This window comes from Proteus sp. NMG38-2 (assembly GCF_020640995.1).
GTDB lineage: Bacteria > Pseudomonadota > Gammaproteobacteria > Enterobacterales > Enterobacteriaceae > Proteus.
Genome location: NZ_CP085481.1, coordinates 2,815,932 through 2,835,336 on the forward strand (window position 1 = coordinate 2,815,932; position 19,405 = coordinate 2,835,336).

The following is a 19,405-nucleotide window of genomic DNA, read 5'->3' on the forward strand; positions in this document are numbered from 1 at the left end:
GCAAGAGAAGCATGTAAAGCAACCTGTTCAACAATGATGGTCATTGATTGATATTAACAATGACCATCAAAGGTCAATTCGCTCTAGAAAAACGTTCTGAATGTTCGACAAGCTGTTCGCGAGTTAGCATAAAGACACCAAGCCCACCATTATCAAACTCAAGCCATGTAAACGGAACGTCTGGGAATTGTTCGATAAGATGAACCATGCTGTTTCCTACTTCACACACAAGAACACCCTTTTCACTTAAATATTCAGGCGCTTTTAGTAAAATTTGGCGTGTAATATCAAGACCATCAATACCTGATGCCAATGCTAATTCTGGTTCAACTTGGTATTCATCTGGTAAATCGCCCATATCTTCAACATCAACATAAGGCGGATTCGTCACAATAATATCGTAAGGCGTTGGAACAATAGCGTTAAATAAATCAGATTGCATTGGGTAAACACGATGAGCCAGGCCGTGGTTTTCAATATTAAATTCTGCCACTTCCAGAGCATCTACAGAAATATCAACCGCATCCACTTCCGCATCTTCAAATTCATGAGCACATGCAATGGCGATACAACCACTTCCGGTACATAAATCAAGAATACGTGTTGGCTCTTGCTGGATTAAACCATCAAAATGGTTATTGATTAATTCACCAATAGGGGAACGAGGAATAAGCACACGTTCATCAACATAAAATTCATGACCGCAGAACCAAGCTCGATGAGTTAAATAAGGAACAGGGATCTTTTCCTCAATTCGACTTTCAATCAGAGTAATAATTTCCATTTTTTCAGAGGTTGTTAATTTAGTCGATAACAGCGCATCTGGAATATCTAAAGGAAGTGCAATAGTTGGTAATACAAGCTGTAATGCTTCATCCCATGCGTTATCTGTGCCATGACCATAATAAATGTCAGATGAATTAAACTGACTCATAGCCCAACGTAGCATATCTAGGATAGTGCTTAAATCAGCAACTGCTTCCTCTTTTAGTGTTATATCCAAAATGGTTGTCCTCTGAAGAAATAGAAAGTCTGTAGTTTGCCATGAAGATGGTGATAAATCAGCGGGAAACCGTAAAAAAACATAACAACGTTATCACTACGGCTTATATCAACACACTTATTATGGTTTTATACTTCAGTCATAGAATAAAAAGCAAAATATACGAACTACTTAAAATTAAAATTTGATATTTTATACTTTTAATTTAACTTTCATTAGCAAGAAATTAAAAACGAACCATACTTAATACATGAAAGAATTAACTGTATACCAATATGCGCCTAGAGATGTTTTTCATTCAATATGCAGTCACTTGATAACAAATACATAATTTTTGAAAACTCTTTTTGATATCTTTTTATCTTAGTTTTACCGCAAGCTTAAGATATAAAAAAGTTTATGTTCCACAGATATTCTGAGCAAAGCAACTTGTTAATCACCTCGTATTTGCTAGCTATGTGACTATTTCGGCAGGGTAGATACCCTGCCTTTTTTTATGCCAAATTTATAACCTATACTTTTTTATCTCTGACACTATTTCATGTACTATTGCCTTATAAAAACAGTAACACTATGAAGAATCATAAAAAATGAATAAAAAATTTTCACTGCCACCTTCTGAAATTGAGTTATTTCAGGAAATGATAAAAGGTACAAAGAAATTACCTCAAGATAAAATACTTCACTCGCCAAAACGTAAAAAAGTGACACACTACGCTATTGAACGTTTGCAACAAGAACAAGTTGATGCTTCATATTATTTTTCTGATGAATTTCAACCTAATTTAGCGACAGAAGGCCCTATGCGCTACCTAAGAGAAGGCGCAAATGCTTATGAGTTGAAAAAACTACGTCGTGGCGATTATGTTCCTGAGTTTTTTCTAGATTTACATGGTTTAACACAACTAATTGCCAAACAAGAGATTGGTGCTTTGATTGCAGCCTGTAGGCGAGAGCACGTTTACTGTGCTTGTATTATGCATGGACATGGCAAACATATTTTAAAACAACAAACACCACTTTGGTTAGCGCAGCACCCAGATGTCATTGCGTTCCATCAAGCCCCAAAAGAATGGGGAGGTGATGCCGCGTTATTAGTGTTAGTCGAAAATGATGATATTGCCCGTCGTTGATATATCAGTTATCTCAAGCATTAACCCTTAAATCACCCGAATGGTGAAATAAGGCGTTAATTATTTTTATTGAACTAATTTATTTCAATGTTGAAGGTGAGACTTGCCATAGCAACTCCCCTGCACCTTTTGACAAATCAAAATCAACACAAGCAATCGTTGATGTTGAAAACATAGGCGCGCACACCGCAGGGCACAATTCAGCCACAACATAGCCGACTAAAGGCAAATGGGATATAACCAAGATATTTTGATATCCTGTATCTCCTAAAGCACGTAAATAATGTGCAATATGTGAAGGATTACCACCAGGAATAAGCCCTTCGTCGGTTTCTATTTTGCTTGGTAGCGCTAAATCTGTTTTTACAGCCTCTAATGTTTGTTGAGCTCGTAAATAAGGGCTAACTAAAACATAATCGATAGGATGCCCTTGCGTTGTCATCCATTCAGCCATCTTTATTGATTCACTTCTTCCACGCTCAGTCAGTGGTCGTAGTGCGTCGCTTGCAGCATCAAGCGCTGCTTCTCCATGGCGCATAATAAAAATTTGCATAGTAAATTATTAAACCTATTTTATTTTTTGTAATTACTGGCATTAACGTTTTTAAGATAATTAATCTAATCAAGATAAAATGAATATATTCTTATATCAAATCGCCAATGTCCTAATTGCAATTGCATAATTCACCTATTTAAAATCATGCCATTGTCTTACAAATTTCATGTCATTTTTCAGGATTTTATTTTAAAAAACTTCATTTTTAAATTTATTTTCAAATAACTATATTGCCATATCTGGCTATCATTAACACTTTCGACCCTTTTTTCCATTAAAAATTCATCAATTATTAATCTGACGCAAAAAGTACAAGAAAAAAGGCGCCTAAGCGCCTCAATCTAAACAAGTGTCACAAAAGGAAAATGCAATGGTATAGAGGTTTAATTAGTCATAAAAACGTTCATTTCGTTTAGCCATTTCAACTAACCGTTCACAAGGACGATATCTTTCACCATATTTATCAGCAAGTTGATTAAGTTTTTCTACTACTTTTGTTGTTCCCATGCTATCCATATAACGGAAAGGGCCACCAAAGAAAGGAGGGAAACCGATACCAAAAACAGCACCAATATCACCATCACGAGGTTGTTTTATAATATTTTCATCTAAGCAACGAACTGCTTCATTTAGCATCAATAACAAACAACGTTCTGTGATTTCAGAGTAAGACAATTGGCTTTTGGGTTTAATTTGTAAAAGACGATAAATAGTAGGATCGGGCTGTTTTTTATTTTTTCCAAATGAAAAAGGCAGAACATGTTTTGTATAAAGGTAAAAACCTCTGCCATTTTTACGCCCTTTTCTATCATCAGCAATAATGGCATCAACAGCAGGTGGAGAAGCAAATCGTTCACCAAATGCATTCACTAATATTGGTGTTATTTTTGTACCAATATCGATACCAACTTCATCCAATAACTGAATAGGCCCTACAGGGAAGCCAAATTGAACGAGTGCTTTATCAATATTTTCAATTGGTTCACCCTGTACTAAACAGGTCAATGCTTCACTAATATAAGGAGCTAGAATACGATTAACATAGAATCCGGGTTTATCACCTACAACTATCGCAACCTTACCTTGCTTTTTAGCGAAAGCCACCGTTGTTGCAATAGTTTTTTCGTTAGTATTATCATGTGGAATAACTTCAACTAATGGCATTTTTTCTACAGGGCTAAAATAGTGAAGCCCAATCACTTTTTCTGGATATTTCGCTGTTCTTGCAATTTCATGAATAGGTAATGAAGAGGTGTTAGATGCAAAAATAATTTTACCTTTCCCCACATCTTCAATATCTGCCACCATTTTCTGTTTTAAAGCAAGATCTTCAAACACCGCTTCAACAATAATGTTGGATTGATGAAAACCGCTGTAATCCAATGAACCAGAAAGTAAGCTCATTTGGCGTTGACGTTCACGTGCAGATAATCTTTTTTTACTGACCTTGGACGAAAGCGCTTTCCAACTATAATTTAAGGCTTGAGCAATTCCCTTATCGCTAATATCTTTGATCCTTGCAGGTAAATTGCCCTTTGTGGCAGTAACAAAAGCAATACCGCCCCCCATTAATCCCCCACCTAAAATACCGATATGATGCAAACCATCAGGTTTTTGAGATGAACCTGTCTCATTTTTAAGTGTTGTTGAAGCAAAAAAGAGATGTCTTAACGACGATGAAACTGGTGTCATCGCTAACTCACCAAAAGCAGTTGCCTCTTCTTTAAACCCTGTTTGAATATCTTTTTCGAGTCCACGCTCTATTACATGCAAAATACGTTCAACTGCAGGATAATGCCCTTTTGTCTTAGCTAATGCGCGTTTTTTCGCTTGCCCAAAAAGTATATTTCTCCCTAATGTGGTATTTGCCCAGAAACGATCCATGATTGAATGTTTTTTCTGCTCTTTTTTACCCGACAAAATCCATTTTGCTGCAACATCTAATAAAATATCTTGTGAAACAACATCATTAACAAGACCTAATTTCAACGCTCGTTTAGCATTGATTTGTTTACCTGTTAAAATTAAATCTAACGCCGACGTCACACCAATAAGACGAGGTAAACGCTGAGTTCCCCCTGAGCCGGGCAATAACCCAAGTTGCACCTCAGGAAGCCCTAAACGTGTTTTGTTATTATCCGAACAAATTCGTCCGTGGCAGGCCAATGCTAATTCAAGTCCCCCACCAAGACATGCACCATTGATAGCTGCAACAACGGGTAATGGGTAATTTTCAAGTTGGGTAAAAAGGTCTTGTCCTGCTTTTGCGAGTGCACTTGCTTCTTCTTTTGTTTTGCAACCCGCAATCATTGAGATATCAGCGCCAGCAATAAAACTATCTGCCTTACCTGATGTGATAATTAATCCTTTTACACCAGAATGTTGTTGCGCTTGTTTCAAAACATCTTGGAACTGCTGTACAAATTCAGCTTTTAAGGTATTCACTTTTTCGCCGATAACATCAATTGTTATAACGCCGACTTTATCGTTACGAACTGAAAATTGGAAAACGGAAGGTTTTTCTAGTGTTGTTTGTTGTTGTTCCATTATTCCACCTCCAAAATCATAGCTGCACCTAATCCACCAGCCGCACATGCAGTCGTTAACCCAAACCCACCACCTCGGCGTTTAAGCTCATGGAGCGTCTGTGTCACCATTCTTGCCCCAGTTGCTGCAAATGGGTGTCCATAAGCAATAGAACCACCTAGCACATTAAATTTATCCATATCCACCTCTCCAATTGCCTTAGATAATCCTAATTGCTCTTTAGCAAATCGTTCACTCGCAAATAACGTCAAATTACTCAACGTTTGCGCAGCAAAAGCTTCATGCATATCAATTAATGTTAGATCACTCAAAGAGAGGCCTGCGCGCGAAAGCGCAAGTGGCGTGGCATAAGATGGTCCTAATAACATATCTTTCCAGACATCTGTTGCAGTAAACGCATAACTACGTAGATAACCAATCGGTTGATAGCCTAAGCTTTTTGCAACTGACTCTTTCATCATTAATACTGCGGCTGCGCCGTCCGTTAATGGCGTACTGTTTGCAGCAGTAACACTACCATGGCGACGATCAAAAGCCGGTTTTAACTTGGCGTAAGAATCAAGAACGGAGTTTTTACGAATATTGTTATCTTGATGAAAACCTTCTTTGTAAGGCGGGAAAAAAGCGGTCATTACCTCATTATCTAGTTTTCCCATTTCCCATGCTTTAGTGGCTAATTGATGAGAACGATGTGCTAATTCATCTTGAGCAACTCTAGAAATATGATAAGTCTTTGCCATTTGCTCAGCGGTATCTCCCATACGTAATCCCGTTGAATACTCAGCCACAGCAGGAGCAACAGGGAGAAGATCACGAAACCGCAATTGACTTAAATAACTTAAACGCTGGCCTAATGATTTTGCTTTATTAAGACTTAACAAGACATCCGCTAATTTTTTACTGACACCAATTGGTAAAACTGATGATGAATCTGCACCACCCGCAATACCTACAGAAACATGCCCTGCCATCATGCTTTCAGCAACATTTGCAATCGCTTGAAAACTCGTTGCACATGCTCTTGTAACGCTGTAAGCGTCCGTTTTTACACTTAAGCCAGCACCGAGTACAATTTCTCTGGCAATATTCGGTGCTTCTGGCATTTGAACCACTTGTCCGAAAACAAGTTGATCGATAATTTCGGGAGGAATTTCATTGCGAGTCACTAATTCTTGAACCACTGAACGCCCTAATTCAACCGCAGGTATTCCTCGATACGCAGTCGCTTGTTTAGCAAAAGGTAAGCGTAGCCCGCTGACAATGGCGATGCGATCTTTCATAGCACTGTTCGTTGATGACTTCATAACGGCTCCTGACAAAATGAGTTCCTAACACCAAAGAGGTCTGACCTGACAATAGTGTTAACAAAAATTTCACCTATCAGAAACATCATTTTATGAGAAGTGGGAGTTAGCGCGCATTATTTCGATAGAATGTCTGAAACCCAACAATAACGATAGAAAGGGTAAAAACACAATGGTGGGCAATAAAAAAGGCTGTTGAATTTCAACAGCCTTAAATCTATTTATTTTCAGCGGATTAACGTAATCCTAACTGGAAGATCAGGTTTTCTGCTTCACACGAAAATGTAAAATCAGCAGTAAGTTGAACACCACCATCTACATCAGCAAATTGTTGATTAATTTTGCAAGGCTCTGAAGCGATAGATTGTGCTTTTGCACTGAGTTGATCCAACATTGCTTGCGCTTCTACTTTATCAGCGAAGACATGCTGATATGACGCAGTGCAATTTTTATTGTCAATAATAGTACCCACATCTACACAACAGCAAGCAGCGGTTTCTTCTGCACTACAACGATTAATTGCGTCTGCCATTTTAGTCTCCCAACGAAAGAAATGTTAATTATCTATCATAATTGCAAAAAAATAAAATAAACTGCTTTAGCTCAAATTATCTTACAATTTTACAAAAATAATTGATTATTCTGTTTATTTAACAATCAAAAATATCTTTATTGGGATATTTTGTGAAAATAATGTTAAGTAAATCCCAATTATTAAATCAAAACGGTAATATTTGTAAAACATACTTGCAACATTTAGGGTGTTCAACTTTATACTTAAACAACTGGTCTGATTTGTCATAGCGACAACCGCACCTAAAATCCAGCGCTTCTAATCAGAAGTAACAACTTAAAAAAATTATGAGGGTTTAGGTCATGAACCGTAAAAACCTGTTTACCCGCACAGCACTAGCTACCTTGGTAGGTGTTATCTCCTCTCAAGCAGGTGCTGCCGGTTTTCAGTTAAATGAATATTCTACTTCAGCACTAGGGCGTGCATTTTCAGGAGAAGGCGTTATTGCCGATGACGCAAGCGTAGGTAGCCGTAACCCAGCTGCACTCACTATGTTTGATCGTCCTGAATTCTCTGTTGGTGCTATCCATATTAATCCAAGCGTCGACATTAAAGGTAAATCTCCACTTACAGGAACTAGCACTACTGCTGGTGATATCGCACCAAGTGCATTAGTCCCTAATATCCACTTTGTTGCCCCTATTAATGATAAATGGGCGATTGGTGCCTCAGGCACAACAAACTTTGGCTTAGCGACTGATTTTAAAAAGGATTATGCTGCAGGCCTTATTGGTGGTAAAACCGATTTAAAAACCATGAACTTAAACTTAAGTGCAGGTTATCGAGTAAATAATCAATTCAGTGTCGGCTTAGGCTTAAATGCCCTTTATGCTGACGCTGAAATTACACGCCATGTTGGTGAAGCGGGTAAAGTTTTAGGTAGTGCTGTATCACAAAAACCGGGCATGGGACAATTAGGCAGTTATTTATCAAGCCTATCGCCAAGTGATCGCTTTGCTCAATTGAAAGGTGATGCATGGGGCTTTGGCTGGAACGCCGGTCTATTATATGAATTCGACGAAGGCAACCGTATAAGCTTTACTTACCGTTCTAAAGTTAAAGTGAAATTTAAAGACGGTGAATACCAAAGTGACTTACGTTCAATTCCACAACTCGAAGGAATGGGAATTGTAGGTACTAACGGCGAAACCATTAAAGGTAAACTTGATCTTAACTTACCAGAGATTTGGGAGTTTGCCGCTTATCATCGTGTAGCGCCAAAATGGGCGGTTCACTATAACTTTGCTTATACAAGCTGGAGTGCTTTCGAAGAGTTAAAGGCCACACGTAAGAGTGATGGTCAACAACTGTTCAGGAAAGAAGAAGGCTTCCGTGATGCATGGCGTGTGGCTTTAGGTACAACCTATTATCACGATGATAACTGGACATTCCGTACCGGTATCGCTTTCGATGATAGCCCAGTCCCTGCTGATAAACGTTCTATCTCCATTCCAGACCAAGATCGTTTCTGGTTAAGTGCGGGTACAACCTACGCATTTAACAAAGATATGTCTATTGATGTTGGCTTAGCATATATGCATGGTAAAAAAGTCACAATCAAAGAGAAATTATCTGAAGATCTGCCATTGCCTGCTTATGAATTCGAGTCATCAGGTAAAGCATGGTTATACGGTATGAACTTTAATTACCGTTTCTAATTTCTCACTGTGCTTTTTATACAAAAAATGGTCTTTTTTAAGACCATTTTTTATTTATACATAAAACTAACCACAAAAATTAGTCAATTGAATCTAAATCATCTTCAATCGCTTTCGCATTAGGGTTCTCTTTTACCGTACCAGCTTTGAAGTCATTACTCTGGAAGTAAGCTTCTCGCATCATTAAGTAAGGATCAGACGAATTTTGCAAAATAGCATCGGAATCGAGCAATTGTGCCCGTGTTTCAATGCCTTCTAATGCCCACTTACCGGCTGACATCCAAAACGTTAAATAACTCAGCATAGGATACGTTAAGTCAGCCCAGTCACCACCCTCTTCACGGACAGTAAAGCTACCATAGCCCGGTACAACCACATAAGGGCCATAATCCATACCATAATGACCTAATGTACTACCAAATCGCATTGGAACTTCTTTTTCCATCGTTTCTTTGGACATACCAGCAACATCAATTAAGCCACCCATACCAAAGACTGTATTGATCCAAAAACGACCAAAATGTTTTGCTCCTTTTTCAAAATCGCCACGCAATACACTATTTAACATACTAGCGGGCTCTTCTAAGTTACCGAGAAAATTAGATAAGCCATTTCTTGCTGGTGGCGGTACATAGTCACGCCAAACAACAGCAACGGGGCGTAGGATATAAGGGTCTAAAACATAGTAGTTAAAATCAAACATCTGGCGGTTAAACCCTTCCAATGGGTCAGAGCGCCCCTCCCCATTATTAGGGGTACTTGCACATCCTGAAAGTAAGGCGACTGAAAGAGCAACACCGCACAGGCGATACTTCATAATGTTCTCCGCTAATTATCTTATGATGAGCAGCATCATAGTTCGCATATTCATAAACTCTATATATAATACTGTCAATGCATAACAAGTGGTACTTTTATTAGGCGTTGATCTTATAAGATAATTCAGTTTTTAGGATTATCCCATTGAGCTAATTTACAATATTAGCCCAATATTATGGGCTAATATAAAAATCTATGATGTTATTTAATTATATTCTTTTATCACTAATCGCTCTTCTGGAACAGGGTACGAAAAATGCTCTGTGATAAAATCAAACTCTACTTCTGTAGTTTTAAACGGGTTCTCATCTGATTGATTACGTAAAGATAATCGTTTTTTACACTCAGCACTTTCTACTTTCAAAACATGAAATAAATAGGGCATTCCCGTATTATCAGCTAATGATTTTAACCATTGTCGTTGCTTCGCTGTATTCGCCGGAAAATCCATAATAACGGTATTTCCAGCTTTAAGAAGAACTGCAATATGTTCGCTTAATACACTCTTCACTAACTCACTTTTTTCAATATAGTCAGTTACTGTCTTTATTTGATTTGGATAAAGTCGCGATAACCATTCATCTTCATTGATTAATACCGTTCTGGGTGATTTAGCAAATGATTTTGCTAACGTTGATTTACCAGAAGCAATTTTTCCACAGAAAAAATGCAAACGAGCATCAGAAGATAATTTTAATAAATCAGTACCATAAGAGTTATCAATAACACAAAGCCATTGGTCATTAATAAGTTTAAAAACATAAGTAGCTTCTCTTACCGTATTAAACTTTCCTTCATTTGGCATATTTGCACTTAAAAGTGTTTGTGCTAAAACAAGCGCACAATCTTCACCAAAAATAACTTTTACTTTACCTTGAGAAACTTGCAGTGAGTGATTAAAAAATTCGGCAATCGCCATAAATGCTTTTTTCAGTGAAGGCTTACCAGAAACATGCAAATCATCTTTAACCACCAACGTGCCATTTTCAGTATAAAAGTTCATTAAATACTCAAAATTTTCGTCAGTAATAGCTTGATCTGCATTTGCAATTAGTTGTGTTAGCGATTGGGTATGTTGTTCAACTTCTTGTGGAGTAAACATTTTTTATCCTTATCTTTTCTTTGTACCAGATAAGGAGTTTAAAATAAAAAAACCCGCTTATCTGGCGGGTTCTTAATACAACCAATCCCCACCACTAAGTGATGGTAATAATAATTGCTGGAGAGGTTGTAAAATATGACATAAAAATAAACCTTATAAATAGACTAAACAAAATCTAGCAGTAATTTATTTTTTAAACAAGAATATATTTTTAAAATCAAACCAATAAATTAATTGATGTTTAATTTACCTTTGAATATAAAACTGTTTTATTTAACTGTTATAGATAAATAATTATTTGCTCTCATGTTGGCAACAACATGATGTTTCCCCAGATAATTTGGCTTCTTGAATAGGTGGGCAAGGTACTGTTCCATAAGAACAAAATACACAACAGTCTCCTTCAAGGGGTTTTAATAAAGCATGACAATGTGTGCATTCATAAAACCATTGGCAAGCATCCGTTGGCATTGTTTCCATTTTTTTCGTATGACAATGCGGGCAAGTGATTTCTGACATCAAGTTAATCTGATTATTTGACATTTTATTTCCACATAAATTTATAAACATCATCTTGTTGTTTAGAATACGCTCTTTTTATTTTTCAATAGCATATAAAATCAATAAATTGTTTATTTATCCATCACTTATTAATCGAATACTTGTTGTTTTATTGCTGAAATATCCACTTCTTCTAAATACTGAACAATATTAGGGAAAAAAAGCTCATGATAGCCATACTCTTTTTTTCTTAATTCAGTAATTGCTTGCTCTTTTGTCCAATTTTCGAAGATTAATCGATACATTGCTATGATAGTTCCTGTACGATCACTACCATGCCAACAATGCACCAATACTGGCCCAGACGTACTTTTTATTTTGCGCAATACCGCAATAATATCCTCATCCGTTATTCTACCTGCGTTCATTTTTACTTGAAAAGCTTCTAGTTGCGTGTTCTTTACATCATCACTATCACTATGATATTCACGTAAATTAATAATCGTCTTTATGCCTTGGGTTTCCAACCATTTCATCTCACCCGGCGTTGGTTGCCCTGAACGATAAACTTTTTCTGAAACTTGGTAAAAGTTTTCAGGCGGCACAAGAATATCAGTTGGCCTTGAATTACATCCCACCAGCAGAAAAAAACAAACAATAAATAAAAATTTTAAATAGCGAATATCATTAGTTGATTTTATATCCATATAAAAACCTAAATTTATTGTTGGTTATTGAATGAGGAAGTAAAACAATAGCGATAATAGCCTGAATTGATAAGCGTGGCTCTAAGAATAATTTCTAAAATGACCGAATGGGCAATAGATGGCGTTCCCTACAGGAATCGAATTATATGAATAACATCATGAATAAAAACATAATTTACAATACAAAAAATATATCTATACATAAAACTATACACATAACTATTCGATTATTTTTTAACATCGTGTATATATTCATATTATTACCAACTACACACCACCACTAATATTTACATTTATTTACAATATAAAAAATATAGTGAGGACTAGTGGTAGTTAGTAGTAGTTAGTGGAAAAAGTATAAAGAATAAGATAACAAACAAAACTAAGAATAATAAATACATATAAGTTACATATATTATATTTTGTACCGCTTTACCCTTTTTAACTTCCATGCAAAAATTGGTTCATCCCGTAAGATGCTGTAACATCTAAAGAGTAGCAAAGATGTCTAAATTAGTATTAGGAAAACCATAAAATGGTACAACTATTAAATTTACATTTTTTTACAAATTTATTTTATTCACATAACACACATAAATATCCGATTATTATTTTAATTCAGTAGTATTCGGTTTTATTCAGTCTTATTCGTGAAATCATCATTTTCTTTATGCAGAAACAGATGATTTAGTTATATTTTTAGCTACTTTACCCTTAGGTAGTTATATGCAAATATTGTTTTATCCAAAGAGATGCAATAGTGCTTAATAAAATTTAGTAATGTCTGACTTGATTTTTAAAAGTTATAATTTAATACATGATTTTTTACATTTATTTACAAAAAATAAATATGCATATTAATTAGCATAAATAAACAACGGTTAACTAAGGTTAACACTATTAGGTGCTATATAGTGCTATTTGTATCTTTAGCAATTTTTTTATTCGTAAAAAAGCCACTGAACAATATTTTTGATGGGTTTACCATTTAGGAATTATATGTAAACATCACCTCATTCAATGAGATTTAATAATATTCAACAAAATACAATAACGTCTAAATTTATATCAAGGAAAAGCTATGAGCTTATTATCTGAGGGTAGCCTTCGCCCTAAAAAAAGTCGGCTAATAAGGATGCCAGATGTTATGTTATTAACAGGCTTATCTCGTTCTTCAATTTATTTTCAAATGAAAACAAAGGAATTCCCACAAAAAATACAAATAGGTGAGCGAGCTATTGCTTGGCTTGAGTCTGATATACATGAATGGATTAATAATAAACTAATGAAAGAAGAAGGAAATAATGAATAAACTTACTTTTTATAAAGATGAAAACTTACACGCCATTGTAAATTACAAATCTATTCCATTTAATGAAACACATGAAGATAATGGTTTTATTATTCGTGTCATTGAATTATTTAAGTTTACTCAAATTAAAAATCAATTAATACAATTGCAAAAGCTTACGGGGTTAACGTTAGATAACATTGATCCTTCAATGGAAGAAGTTATTGCATTAATTGAACGAGGGAAAGCTATTTCAAAACGAAATGAAGAAATCGTTACTGAATTATCAAAGAATTATGATTTAGCTAAAAATATAAAAGAAAGAGCCGAAGAAGGTGGGCTTACAAAACCTAAAAATGCCATGTCGGTACGGGCTTGGAAAGAAGATATTATTGCCGACGTTAGTCACTGTAAAGAAAGACTTAATGATGCAAAAGAAACGCTGACTAACTTTAATGGTGTGTTTGGATTATTACGTTTCATTATTCAATCAATTGAGAATGTAAAGGAAATTAATAAAAAACAGCTTAACTGTATCCCAAATGAAGAATACAAAAGCCATAAATTTAATTCATATTTAAGAAATAATACTTGTTGGGAATTTAAAGATGCTTATAAATATATTGAATTATCTTTTGAAAAACTGAATAAAAACATCTTACATATTCTTAATTCTTGCACACCTTCTAATGATAGATACAAATTGCGAATGTGGGAGCACCAACGAGGTGTAGAGTTATATCAATATTATTACAGTAAGACAGATTGGATTATAAAATCTATTTTGAGTGCAGAAGATTATGTGAATTATATTCTAGCTCAAGAGAAAGAAGTTCACGATAAAAAATACTTAATGACTAAATCATTTATTTAATAATAAGGAAATTAATTATGTCTTATATTGCACCTCAAGGCGCAAGGGTTTTCCACGAGAATTTTACCCGTGGAGTAAAGTATTTATCTTCAGCGCGTCGTTATTTTTCATTATCAGAACCGTCAACGAATTTAATTCGTGTGGCATTAATGGATTCTAATTGGTTAATTAATCAATTAACGCTTGCTGATGTTGATGAAGTTAAAGGGGATACCGTTAATTTAGGGGATAATTCACTGCATACGGGGCGAGAAGTTGAAAGCCGTTTCTATAAAAATGTCGCCTTTGCAGGAACACCTTTTGCGCTAGAAGAAGTGGATACCTGCTGTTCGCTCACGTATCAACAATTATCTTTAATTTGCAATAGTGGCAGTGGAGATGATGACCATATCAATAAATCCATGTCCGACTATATGTCAAAAGCGGTTGCTTTAGATATGTTACGTATTGGCTTTAATGGTCACTTTTGTAACTATCCGACCAATCCGCAAAAATTCCCTAAAGGCCAAGATGTCAATATCGGTTGGCATGAAATCGCCAAAACCACGAATGATGGTGCTCAAATTATTACTGACAAAATTACCTTAGGTAAGGATGGAAAATTTCCTAATTTAGATGCGTTGGTGAATTACCTCATTATGCAAAAAATTCCCGAAGAATACCGCGAAGACCCGCGTTTAGTGGTACTTGTGGGCGCTGAATTAGCAGGCATGTATCGCACATCCTTATTTAATGGCGCTAACAGCCCATCGGATTTAAATGCCAGTCAAAAAATGCTCAGTACCGTTGCAGGTCGTCTTGCTATTGTTCCTCCCTTTATGCCTGGGCGACGCATTGTGGTTACTCGCCTTGATAATTTGCATATCTACACACAAACAGGAAGCCGTCGCTTTAGAGCGGAGTTTGTTGATGACCGTTCAGCCTATGAGCATAGCTATTTACGTAACGAGGGTTATGGCTTAGGTGATATCAATTTGTATGCTGCGATTGATGAAAGTGCCATTGAGATTGAGGAAGGAGTCTATTCCTTATGAGTGATAAAAATACATCTCAGTTAACAACCAGTTGGATATGTGTCGCAACGGCAGGGCTTACAAGTATGGATAAGCGAGAAATTGAGGCACAGTGGCTAACGGATATTGCCGAGTATTACGACCCCAGTTATTACACCGCATTAATTTGGGAAGAGCATAACCGCAATTTGGATAACTTAGGCGAAGTGCTCGATGCCAAAGTGGATACCGTTGACGGTGAAACAAAGCTCTACGTTCGTTTAAGACCGAATGGAAAGTTACTGAGCTACAACGCACAAGGACAAAAGCTATTTTGCTCCATCGAAGTAGAAGAAGATTTTCAAGGTAAAGGGATATTTTATTTAGGTGGACTTGCCGTCACGGATAGCCCCGCCAGTGTAGGAACGGATAGGCTTCAATTTAGTATCAATCGGGCTCATTTTTCCCGAAGAAAACGTAAGTTGAGTTTAAGTTCACCTTCCGTTTTTCATTTAGATAAAGGCTTGAAGCAAGCCAAAAACCTCTGGTTTTCCGCTATCTCTGCGGGTTAATGCGATGCCCAGTTTCAGCTGGGCTTTTCATTTCATTTCCTATTCAACTTTTTTAAGGATAATAAAAGTGTTGCATACCTTTAAATGGATGGGCTATATTGCTGATGCGTTAGCAAAATCTAACGTCAGGCGTGGAAACCTGAATCAGTTACTGGCGACACATGACGCGCCTAGCGTCTTTTTTTGTGTCCATATCAATGCCTACCTTATGGCGAATTACGCCTATACAGATTCTATGGTGGCGTTGTTAGGGCAGTCCTCGGACTGGCTGGATTCCAGTAACTCCAGTATTTCCACCCCTGATAACGTCACCGCCCTTACTGAGCGTGGAAACTCTCGCGGTGACTCCTTAACTAAGTTACTGGAGATCATCATCATGATGGCTATCCCTACCCCTACTCAAATCAAATTCCTCTTTTTGAGCGTTAAACGCGCGGATACCTCGGCTAAACCTTGTCGTCTTGAAGTAACTGCATCTAATGAACATGATGCTCGTTTGTCTCTCTCTCGTGATTATGTTTTATCATTTGCGGGTCAAATTCCTCTGCGCACAGGAGGAAATGCATAATGAAACACATTATTAATCGTAATGTCGTGTTATCTCAAGAAGGTGAAAGAACGCTTATACGCACCGCTCAAGCGACTGCTTTTATCTCCGATTTACTCATTAGTCATAGTATGACAGGAAGCGAGCTAGTTTCTTGTGAGGGTATGACTGCACTGATGGAATGCCTTTCTGAGCAAATGGAATCCATTATTCAAGAAAGCAGTTTAATGAATGAGGAGATCAAGTCATGACTCAGACTCATTTTTCAGCAGAAACACCCTCTGTCACCGACATTGTGAATGCGTCACAAGGACGCTGGCTCTATATCCTAGCGAATCTCGGTATTACCGTACCTGATAATCATAAACATGGTGCATGTCCTAAATGTGGCGGTAAAGACCGATTTCGTTTTGATGATAAGAACGGTAAAGGCACATGGTTTTGTAATCAATGTGGGCACGGTGACGGGTTAGATTTAGTTAAATTGGTAACAGGAAAAGAGACGAAAACGGCGTGTCAGGAAGTGAATAAAATTATTTTATTACCCGCATTTAAAGAAATAGCGCCAACCCCAGTGAAGAAAGTTAGCGCTAAGAAAGGCATTGAACATTATGAAAAAATAAAAGCCTTTTGTTCTTTGGGCAAAAGCCAGTATTTAATCAATAAAGGGTTAGCCAACCATCAATGCTTAATAACTCGCCAACAGTATACACAGGGTGAGTTTAGCTTTCCAGTAGGCTCTTTATTGCTTCCGTTGGTTGATACCGATTCGGTGATTAAAGGTGGGCAACTGATTAGCCTAAACGGTGAAAAAAGTCTGTTATCAGGCTCAACCCTTTCAGGCTCTTTTATTGTTGTTCGCCAGCCAGAGAAGAAGCCTTTAGAACAAATTGTTATTACAGAAGGCTTTGCCACGGGATTAAGTCTCTTAAAATGCCTTGATGCGCTCATTGTAGCAAGTGTTTCCGCGACTAACTTAGTGAAAGTTGCTCAACAGCTACGAGCGCAATACCCTGAAACGAAGATAATTATCGCAGGGGATAATGACTTTGTGGATGGTAAAGACAACACGGGCAAAATGTGGGCGGAGCGTGCAGGTAAAGCGGTTGACGGATGGGTAACATTACCACCAACGCACTATAAAGCCGATTGGGATGATTTCCGACAAGAAAATAGCCTTGAAAAACTCAAAGATGCTTTCTTTGAAGAAATGACGTATTACGGCAAAGACCGTACCCGATTACCACAAGGTTTCCGTCTCACGCAAGAATATCTGTGGTTTGATAAACAAATCACCAAGTCAGACGGTGATATCGAAGTCAGAAACATCAAAATCAGCAGTCCAATAAAAGTCACCGCGATTACGTGTGATGCGGATGGGAGTAACTACGGGCGCTTATTGGAATGGGAAGACACTTACGGTAATTGCCGTAAATGGGCAATGCCCATGGAAATGTTAAGCGGAAGTGGTGAAGAGTTACGCCGTGTACTTTTGGTGAATGGATTATCTTATATCAATATCTCAGGACAGGCGCGCGCCCATTTAATGGAGTATATCTCCCTTTGTCGTCCAGAAAGAAAAGTCACCTGTGTAAATAAAACGGGTTGGCATGGCAATGTGTACGTTCTACAAGATGAAGTGGTCGGCAACGGGGCGGATTCGGTGATTTTACAAACGTCCAGTGTCCAAGGTAAAGACTTTAGAGTCTCAGGTACAAGCGAACAATGGCGTGAACATATCGGCAAATATTGTGTGGGTAATGCCCGTCTTGCCTTTTCGGTGAGCCTTGCCTTTGCTTCCCCCTTATTACGGTTAGTCAGTGTCGGCGGTGGCGGTTATCACTTAAAAGGTGAATCCACAGACGGTAAAACAACCACCATGAAAGTGGCATCGTCAGTGTGTGGCGGTACGGATTATTGGTATACATGGCGCGCTACGGGCAATGCCCTTGAAGGAACGGCTTGCCGTCGTAATGACGCCACGTTGATGTTAGATGAAATCAGGGAAGTAGACGGGCGCGAAGCGGGTAACATTGCTTATATGCTGGCAAACGGACAAGGAAAAGCCCGCGCCAAAACAGACGGTAGTGTCCGTGAGACTAACCGTTGGAATCTCTTATTCCTATCAACAGGGGAACTCTCACTTGTTGAGCACGCCTCAAACGCAGGCGAACGCACTTATGCAGGGGTTGAAGTGCGAATGATACAAATTCCGAGTGACTCTGGTAAATACGGTGTTTTTGAAGACCTACACCACTTTGCTAGCGGTAAAGCGATTGCCGAATACCTTGAACATGCGGTCACGCGTTATCACGGAACACCCTTTCGCGACTGGCTCAAGTACATCACTAACAATTTATCTGATGTGTCAAATACCGCTAAAGCCTTATTGAAAGAATACACCACAAAATTGATGCCTGAAAATGCAGGGAATCAAGTGGGGCGCGCTATTACACGCTTTGCGTTAGTCGCTATGGCGGGAGAAATGGCCACGCGTGCAGGTATTACAGGCTGGAAAGAAGGCGAAGCGTTTATATCGGCAAAGAAATGCTTATCTGCATGGATGAAAGAACGCGGGCACACGGCAAATCAGGAAGATATGACCGCATTAGAACAAGTCAGTGATTTTATTTCTCGACACCAATTTAGCCGTTTTGCGGATTGGTACGATGAATACAGCCGACCTGCAAGCATGATGGGCTTTAGGCGTGTTGAGAAAGACACGGGTAACGGTGAAAGCAGTATCATCTTTTATGTATTACCCACTGCATGGAAAGAAATCTGTAAAGGATTTGATGCCCGTAAAGTGGTGCGTTTGTGTGTTGAAAAAGGGTGGCTTGAAACGGGTAAAGACGGCAAACCACAGACCAGTATTCGCCTGCCAGAAATAGGCGTTAAACGGGTTTATATCTTTAATAGCGAAGTTTTAGGTTGTTCCGAAATAGAGTAAGAAAAACTGACCCTCTTATCTTTTTAATGTAACAAGGGTAACTTGGGTTACAAGATTGATTTTAAAGGGTTTTAGTTGTTACCCATTTAACTTTTTTATGGGTAACAATGGGTAACATACCCGATTTGTTACCCTTGTTACCCTTTTATTTTTTAATTAGGTAACAGAATAATTTCTTTATATTCAACACTGTAACCCATGTTACCCGTGTTACCCATCAAAATAGCAAGAGATGTATTTAATTGGCTTTTTTCTGGTAGGCATAACGCCCGATA

Annotated in this window: 18 protein-coding genes; 9 read left to right on the top strand and 9 right to left on the bottom strand. The window is 37.6% G+C overall.

The annotated features are described in order from the left end of the window. Positions 1–73: 73 nt before the first annotated feature. Positions 74–949: a 50S ribosomal protein L3 N(5)-glutamine methyltransferase gene (gene prmB, locus LG402_RS13485; RefSeq protein ID WP_264484603.1), complete on the bottom strand. Its 876-nt coding sequence runs from the start codon at positions 947–949 to the stop codon at positions 74–76. A 644-nt stretch (positions 950–1,593) separates the two neighbouring features. Between prmB and smrB the strand changes: the two genes are divergently transcribed. Next, complete coding sequence (gene smrB / locus LG402_RS13490; RefSeq protein WP_166540750.1) at positions 1,594–2,136, top strand: endonuclease SmrB; 543 nt, start codon at positions 1,594–1,596, stop codon at positions 2,134–2,136. 79 nt (positions 2,137–2,215) lie between these two features. Here the strand turns inward: smrB and sixA are convergent, their stop codons facing one another. The 4 genes from sixA to LG402_RS13510 all read right to left on the bottom strand — a co-directional run bounded on the left by sixA (position 2,216) and on the right by LG402_RS13510 (position 7,075). Next, positions 2,216–2,689 (bottom strand): phosphohistidine phosphatase SixA, encoded by a 474-nt coding sequence (gene sixA, locus LG402_RS13495; RefSeq protein ID WP_109407281.1) that lies wholly within the window; start codon positions 2,687–2,689, stop codon positions 2,216–2,218. Positions 2,690–3,079: 390 nt separating this feature from the next. Then, positions 3,080–5,239 carry a fatty acid oxidation complex subunit alpha FadJ gene (fadJ, locus tag LG402_RS13500; RefSeq protein WP_413685596.1) on the bottom strand — a complete coding sequence of 720 codons (2,160 nt, stop codon included), beginning with the start codon at positions 5,237–5,239 and terminating at the stop codon, positions 3,080–3,082. Further along, entirely contained in the window at positions 5,239–6,543 is a 1,305-nt protein-coding gene (gene fadI / locus LG402_RS13505) for an acetyl-CoA C-acyltransferase FadI (protein WP_109407283.1), read from the bottom strand. The genes fadJ and fadI overlap by 1 nt, the downstream gene beginning before the upstream one ends. Positions 6,544–6,778: 235 nt before the next feature. Next, complete coding sequence (locus tag LG402_RS13510; RefSeq protein ID WP_082151772.1) at positions 6,779–7,075, bottom strand: YfcZ/YiiS family protein; 297 nt, start codon at positions 7,073–7,075, stop codon at positions 6,779–6,781. Positions 7,076–7,419: 344 nt separating this feature from the next. Between LG402_RS13510 and fadL the strand changes: the two genes are divergently transcribed. Continuing rightward, entirely contained in the window at positions 7,420–8,775 is a 1,356-nt protein-coding gene (fadL, locus tag LG402_RS13515; protein ID WP_227335739.1) for a long-chain fatty acid transporter FadL, read from the top strand. A gap of 79 nt (positions 8,776–8,854) precedes the next feature. Here fadL and mlaA read toward each other — a convergent pair whose 3' ends face one another. From mlaA to LG402_RS13535, 4 genes are all read right to left on the bottom strand, one after another. After that, positions 8,855–9,592, bottom strand: coding sequence for a phospholipid-binding lipoprotein MlaA (gene mlaA, locus LG402_RS13520; RefSeq protein WP_166540754.1), 738 nt, complete (start codon positions 9,590–9,592; stop codon positions 8,855–8,857). 207 nt (positions 9,593–9,799) lie between these two features. Then, positions 9,800–10,696 carry an AAA family ATPase gene (locus LG402_RS13525; protein ID WP_227335740.1) on the bottom strand — a complete coding sequence of 299 codons (897 nt, stop codon included), beginning with the start codon at positions 10,694–10,696 and terminating at the stop codon, positions 9,800–9,802. Between the two features lie 294 nt (positions 10,697–10,990). After that, a complete protein-coding gene (locus LG402_RS13530) occupies positions 10,991–11,239 on the bottom strand; it encodes a GDCCVxC domain-containing (seleno)protein (RefSeq protein ID WP_227335741.1) in 249 nt (82 codons plus the stop codon). Positions 11,240–11,346: 107 nt separating this feature from the next. After that, on the bottom strand, positions 11,347–11,904 hold the full coding sequence (locus LG402_RS13535; protein ID WP_109407287.1) for a fused DSP-PTPase phosphatase/NAD kinase-like protein: 558 nt from the start codon (positions 11,902–11,904) through the stop codon (positions 11,347–11,349). 1,081 nt (positions 11,905–12,985) lie between these two features. Between LG402_RS13535 and LG402_RS13540 the strand changes: the two genes are divergently transcribed. From LG402_RS13540 to LG402_RS13570, 7 genes are all read left to right on the top strand, one after another. Next, a complete protein-coding gene (locus tag LG402_RS13540) occupies positions 12,986–13,216 on the top strand; it encodes an AlpA family transcriptional regulator (protein WP_227335742.1) in 231 nt (76 codons plus the stop codon). Beyond that, entirely contained in the window at positions 13,209–14,069 is an 861-nt protein-coding gene (locus LG402_RS13545; RefSeq protein ID WP_227335743.1) for a hypothetical protein, read from the top strand. Before LG402_RS13540 ends, LG402_RS13545 begins: the two co-directional genes overlap by 8 nt. A 17-nt stretch (positions 14,070–14,086) precedes the next feature. Further along, the gene (locus LG402_RS13550) at positions 14,087–15,103 is read left to right on the top strand and encodes a P2 family phage major capsid protein (protein ID WP_227335744.1); all 1,017 of its coding nucleotides are present in this window, start codon (positions 14,087–14,089) and stop codon (positions 15,101–15,103) included. Continuing rightward, positions 15,100–15,633: a GPO family capsid scaffolding protein gene (locus LG402_RS13555; protein ID WP_198622587.1), complete on the top strand. Its 534-nt coding sequence runs from the start codon at positions 15,100–15,102 to the stop codon at positions 15,631–15,633. Before LG402_RS13550 ends, LG402_RS13555 begins: the two co-directional genes overlap by 4 nt. An 88-nt stretch (positions 15,634–15,721) precedes the next feature. Next, positions 15,722–16,201, top strand: coding sequence for a host cell division inhibitor Icd-like protein (locus LG402_RS13560; RefSeq protein WP_227336966.1), 480 nt, complete (start codon positions 15,722–15,724; stop codon positions 16,199–16,201). Then, complete coding sequence (locus LG402_RS13565) at positions 16,201–16,431, top strand: hypothetical protein (RefSeq protein ID WP_064505810.1); 231 nt, start codon at positions 16,201–16,203, stop codon at positions 16,429–16,431. Before LG402_RS13560 ends, LG402_RS13565 begins: the two co-directional genes overlap by 1 nt. Next, positions 16,428–19,130: a DUF927 domain-containing protein gene (locus LG402_RS13570; protein ID WP_227335745.1), complete on the top strand. Its 2,703-nt coding sequence runs from the start codon at positions 16,428–16,430 to the stop codon at positions 19,128–19,130. The genes LG402_RS13565 and LG402_RS13570 overlap by 4 nt, the downstream gene beginning before the upstream one ends. The last annotated feature ends 275 nt before the right edge of the window (positions 19,131–19,405 follow it).

Excerpts from the sequence above, each read along its gene's own strand:
- prmB (WP_264484603.1), bottom strand. The coding sequence starts at position 949 with ATGCTACGTTGGGCTATGAGTCAGTTTAATTCATCTGACATTTATTAT.
- smrB (WP_166540750.1), top strand. The coding sequence starts at position 1,594 with ATGAATAAAAAATTTTCACTGCCACCTTCTGAAATTGAGTTATTTCAG.
- sixA (WP_109407281.1), bottom strand. The coding sequence starts at position 2,689 with ATGCAAATTTTTATTATGCGCCATGGAGAAGCAGCGCTTGATGCTGCA.
- fadJ (WP_413685596.1), bottom strand. The coding sequence starts at position 5,239 with ATGGAACAACAACAAACAACACTAGAAAAACCTTCCGTTTTCCAATTT.
- fadI (WP_109407283.1), bottom strand. The coding sequence starts at position 6,543 with ATGAAGTCATCAACGAACAGTGCTATGAAAGATCGCATCGCCATTGTC.
- LG402_RS13510 (WP_082151772.1), bottom strand. The coding sequence starts at position 7,075 with ATGGCAGACGCAATTAATCGTTGTAGTGCAGAAGAAACCGCTGCTTGC.
- fadL (WP_227335739.1), top strand. The coding sequence starts at position 7,420 with ATGAACCGTAAAAACCTGTTTACCCGCACAGCACTAGCTACCTTGGTA.
- mlaA (WP_166540754.1), bottom strand. The coding sequence starts at position 9,592 with ATGAAGTATCGCCTGTGCGGTGTTGCTCTTTCAGTCGCCTTACTTTCA.
- LG402_RS13525 (WP_227335740.1), bottom strand. The coding sequence starts at position 10,696 with ATGTTTACTCCACAAGAAGTTGAACAACATACCCAATCGCTAACACAA.
- LG402_RS13530 (WP_227335741.1), bottom strand. The coding sequence starts at position 11,239 with ATGTCAAATAATCAGATTAACTTGATGTCAGAAATCACTTGCCCGCAT.
- LG402_RS13535 (WP_109407287.1), bottom strand. The coding sequence starts at position 11,904 with ATGGATATAAAATCAACTAATGATATTCGCTATTTAAAATTTTTATTT.
- LG402_RS13540 (WP_227335742.1), top strand. The coding sequence starts at position 12,986 with ATGAGCTTATTATCTGAGGGTAGCCTTCGCCCTAAAAAAAGTCGGCTA.
- LG402_RS13545 (WP_227335743.1), top strand. The coding sequence starts at position 13,209 with ATGAATAAACTTACTTTTTATAAAGATGAAAACTTACACGCCATTGTA.
- LG402_RS13550 (WP_227335744.1), top strand. The coding sequence starts at position 14,087 with ATGTCTTATATTGCACCTCAAGGCGCAAGGGTTTTCCACGAGAATTTT.
- LG402_RS13555 (WP_198622587.1), top strand. The coding sequence starts at position 15,100 with ATGAGTGATAAAAATACATCTCAGTTAACAACCAGTTGGATATGTGTC.
- LG402_RS13560 (WP_227336966.1), top strand. The coding sequence starts at position 15,722 with ATGGGCTATATTGCTGATGCGTTAGCAAAATCTAACGTCAGGCGTGGA.
- LG402_RS13565 (WP_064505810.1), top strand. The coding sequence starts at position 16,201 with ATGAAACACATTATTAATCGTAATGTCGTGTTATCTCAAGAAGGTGAA.
- LG402_RS13570 (WP_227335745.1), top strand. The coding sequence starts at position 16,428 with ATGACTCAGACTCATTTTTCAGCAGAAACACCCTCTGTCACCGACATT.